Genomic DNA, 3,856 nt, shown 5'->3' with positions numbered 1-3,856 from the left:
CAACGACGCCGACATCGACAAGGAGGACATTCCCGCACTCACCGCCTGAACCCGACAGGGTCACGCAGGGCTACACCACTCCCAGGGACTTGACCTCATCTGCTGACAGTCCGTTCTGTAGAACTTAGAAGCCTTGGCAGCGCAAAGCCTGGAGCAAATTGCGTGAACAATCCGTTGCAGTCACGCAATTCTCACGCAAAATTGCAGACCACCCCACGTCACTCTGAGATCAACAAACACGCAGCTGGAACGACATCCCCGACGTGCTTTGAGTGCGACGCAAAAAACATCAGTCGACTCTCGGATACGACCGCTAGAAATCGCTGTCCACCCTCACCGCACGCAAAACGGACGAAACGCAGGAGTACAACCAGAAGAAATCTTCCGAAACCAGGAGGAGTCCCGCCGGCGGCAACCAGCGGGACTCCAGACCGAGAACACCCCTTGTAGGAAGGAAAACCCGATCATGGGTGATTTTAGTCTGCGCGCAGCGCGGATCCAGCTTGGAGCACTGATCGCCGCACTTCTCATCGCGATTTTCATCGCAATCGGGATCACCGCAGGCGCATTTGTCCTCTCCTTCGCGGTCCAACGGGACCTCGCGCGCCAAGGAACCGTCCACGAAAACCTCGCATGGATCTTTCCCGTCATCGTTGACAGCGCAATCTTCGGATCCACCGTCGCCATCGTCATTCTGAGCAAACTGAAGATGCATCGACGCGACAAGTACTTCTACGTTGCTGTTGCTGTTGCGGTGGTCGCGATCAGCATCCTCGGGAACGCCTACCATGCGTTCCACTCCGCAACAGTTGCGCAACAGGCCGTTGCGGCAGGTCAGAGCATCGGCTACACGCCTCTCGACCCGGCCGTTGCTGCCATGATCGCGGTCATTCCGCCGGTGCTCGTACTCGCCTTCACGCACGGTCTGGGAATCCTGATCAAAGCAACGGGTATTGCATATTCCGACTACAAGATCGAGATCGACAATGCTGCCGCAGGTGTGGGTACGGTTGCTACGCAAAGCGTCGTCATGCGCAACGAAACAGCCGTAGGAGCCCAGCCTTCTTTAGGCGTCGTAGAAACGCATGACGCGCCGGAAAGCGCTCCGCATCCGAGCCCCTCCGAACAAACGGGGTCTTCAGTGGACCCGGAGCCGTCGAACGCAGAGGCGGTGGCGCACGCCGAACTCGAATGGTTCATTGCCACATCGGACCTGCCCGACGCTGTCAAGGACACCGCACGACGCAAGCTTGCAGACCCGACTCTCACCTGGGAGCTGATCGCCCAGACGTCCAACCCTCCCGTTGCAACATCGACCTCGTGGCGCCGATACGAAAAGTTCGATACCGCGGCCCGAGCAGCTGGCTTCGACAACCCGCCGCTCATCGACATGCGAGCCTCCGATGTTCACTTCACCGACCAACTCGTCGCTACAACGTGAGCAGCGCCGCAACCTGCCAACGCCGAGGTTCCCGAGCGCCAGGAATTGCATCATCATGGAGGGGTTGACCACAGCAGAGTGCCCACAGACTGCAGGTAAGGAACCCGCATTGACCGACCCAGACGACCGACACCACTTGATCGTTCCGCCCGAACCGCGCCAGCGACCCCGACAACAGCGAGCACACGAGACGAAGGCCAAGATCCTCAAGGCAGCTGCACGCTCATTCTCGATCGATGGGTACGCCGCTACCTCCACGAACGACATCGTTGCGGAGGCTGCCTCCACGAAAGGAGCCGTGTACTTCCACTTCGACTCCAAGGAAACGATCGCGCGAGAACTCATCAACCACTGGTTGACCGCGCTCGGCGGAATCCGACAATCAACCGACGAATCAGCAATACCAGCGATCGAGAAGTTGGCTGCATTCTTCAACGGTTCAGCGGCGCTTATAGCCGACGATGCCCTGGCCCGAGCCGGCCTCAGGCTCACCACAGAAGCAGGTCTCGATACCGCCCCACCCGCGTTCCGTGAGTGGGTGGAACTCGTCAGCCGATTCGTCGATACTGCGATCGCAGACGGACAGCTTCCCGCCTCTGCCGCCCAGCGCCTGGCCGCGAATCTGTGCGCGGGATTTATCGGCGCAGTTCAAGTCATACAGGTACTGGGCGACCCTGGAGATTTCACTTCACGCATCGACGACTTAGTGAACGCGTATTTGATTTCAGATGCGTAGTCCGCGCGCTGGCGAGGTCGTGAGTAGGGGAGAGGAACCAGACTCCTCGCGGTGACGTCGCCAACCGTGTGCACGGTGTACTGCTAATTCCTCGACGGTAGCGAGGCAGTTGCGTCGTCGAGAGGAGTGACAAAGTGCCTGACATCGAGAGCCGAATCCCCGAAGTTGCTTTGTCTCATAGCGAATATTTCAGCGATCCGAGCCGTACCGACGTGGAGACGTCACCATCGATGGGACCGTCACTGAGACTGAAGAACACCAGATAGAGATCGACCGATGAAGACAGCGGAAACCGTGTGCGTGGCAAGGTGTGCCGCGTCGGGGCCGCTGAGTACTTCATCGGCCCTTGCCTCCCGTTGAAATGATCGGTTGCAGAACTCGCACGCGATGGTGGTACCAAAACGAATCCCACTTTGGTACCATGAGCATATGAGCACGCAGATCGCGGTACGACTACCGGACGAGATCGTGGAATTTCTCGACGACGAAGTCAGGGAACATCGCGCCGCCTCGCGAGCCTCACTGGTGTTGCGCGCTCTCGAACGGGAGCGTCGCCGTCAGATAGCTGCACGAGACGCGGAGATCCTTTCGGCCGCAACATCCGAACATGATCTGAGCCCCCTCGCTCACCGCGCCGTGAATCGACAGCCAACAGGCTCGACCTGATGCGACCAATTCATGAAGCCAACCTCGACTCAGTTCGGCCGGTCCTCGTACTCACCCGAGAGATGGTCCGTCCACACCTCGGGACCGTCACGGTAGCGCCCATCACCGGCGAGATCCGAGGACTGTCCACTGAGGTGTCTGTCAGCGCCGCTAACGGACTGTCCGCCGACGCGGTGGTCAGTTGCGACCACATCACGACCATTCCCGTCAGTGCGCTCGGCAACATCATCGGTTATCTTCTTCCAGCGCAAGAGGAATCACTGTCCATAGCCGTGCGCGCCGCCTTCGATCTCGAATGATGACGACAGTGAACGGAAAGGATGAAACATGGCGCTGAAGAAAGGGGAGCAGTTCACGCTATTCGAGCTCGAGTCACCAGAATCCGCTACTCGTTCGGACGAAGTTCCCGAACCTGATCAGCCTTCTCTGTTCGACGTTGACGACACCGCTTGTCTCGAAACGGATTCCGGGGTTGCGGAGCACCCCCGGACCGACGACATCGTCGCCCCTCCGGATGAGCGCTCCAACGAAATGGAAACGGAACCCACCCAGGCGTCAGAACTCGACGCAACTGAACCGGCCGCCCTTCCTCCCGCCAGCGAGGCAGCAGACGGCCACGCCGTCATTGTCACGGCAGCCGGCACCTACACACCATCTGGCCACACACTCACCGGCCCAGTCGATTCCATCGAAAAACTCGACAAACTCATCAGATGGGCAACGCTCACCCCGCTGGGCGCACCGGCACAGATCTGGATAGTCGGAATCGAAGCCTGCGAAATGCTCGGATGGATCATCGACCCAGGCAGCGAAGACGATGTCGACGACATGGAAATCCTCCGCACCCGCGCTGCCGAAGAACTCACCGCGATCCTCCACGCCACGCTGACCCCCATGCTGACCGCAGGATGGGAACTGCGCGGAGAACCCGGCCACGTCGTTCACCTCTCCCGCACCACCGGGAACTTCACATCCATGGTCGACATTTTCATCGAACCCTACGTGTGGACCTA

General features: G+C 59.4%; 4 protein-coding genes and 1 pseudogene. All 5 read left to right on the top strand.

What is annotated here, in order from left to right; all coding sequences use genetic code 11:
• Positions 1–466: 466 nt before the first annotated feature.
• Complete coding sequence (locus ABH939_RS33025; RefSeq protein ID WP_151097289.1) at positions 467–1,441, top strand: DUF2637 domain-containing protein; 975 nt, start codon at positions 467–469, stop codon at positions 1,439–1,441.
• Between the two features lie 109 nt (positions 1,442–1,550).
• A complete protein-coding gene (locus ABH939_RS33020; RefSeq protein ID WP_241064931.1) occupies positions 1,551–2,177 on the top strand; it encodes a TetR/AcrR family transcriptional regulator in 627 nt (208 codons plus the stop codon).
• A 429-nt stretch (positions 2,178–2,606) separates the two neighbouring features.
• Positions 2,607–2,843, top strand: a complete 237-nt coding sequence (locus ABH939_RS33015; protein WP_151097285.1) for a YlcI/YnfO family protein — start codon at positions 2,607–2,609, stop codon at positions 2,841–2,843.
• Positions 2,843–3,142, top strand: a complete 300-nt coding sequence (locus ABH939_RS33010) for a type II toxin-antitoxin system PemK/MazF family toxin (protein ID WP_019749527.1) — start codon at positions 2,843–2,845, stop codon at positions 3,140–3,142. The genes ABH939_RS33015 and ABH939_RS33010 overlap by 1 nt, the downstream gene beginning before the upstream one ends.
• Positions 3,143–3,170: 28 nt before the next feature.
• Positions 3,171–3,856 (top strand): annotated as a pseudogene (locus ABH939_RS33005) (hypothetical protein); the annotation flags it as partial.

Source organism: Rhodococcus sp. 27YEA6, from assembly GCF_044908235.1.
GTDB classification, from domain to species: Bacteria; Actinomycetota; Actinomycetes; order Mycobacteriales; family Mycobacteriaceae; genus Rhodococcus_F; species Rhodococcus_F qingshengii.
Note: the sequence above shows the minus strand (reverse complement) of the source record. Positions and strands in the feature narration are given on the sequence as shown.

Bases quoted from the DNA above. Each gene is read 5' to 3' on its own strand.
- ABH939_RS33025 (WP_151097289.1), top strand. From the start codon at position 467: ATGGGTGATTTTAGTCTGCGCGCAGCGCGGATCCAGCTTGGAGCACTG.
- ABH939_RS33015 (WP_151097285.1), top strand. From the start codon at position 2,607: ATGAGCACGCAGATCGCGGTACGACTACCGGACGAGATCGTGGAATTT.
- ABH939_RS33010 (WP_019749527.1), top strand. From the start codon at position 2,843: ATGCGACCAATTCATGAAGCCAACCTCGACTCAGTTCGGCCGGTCCTC.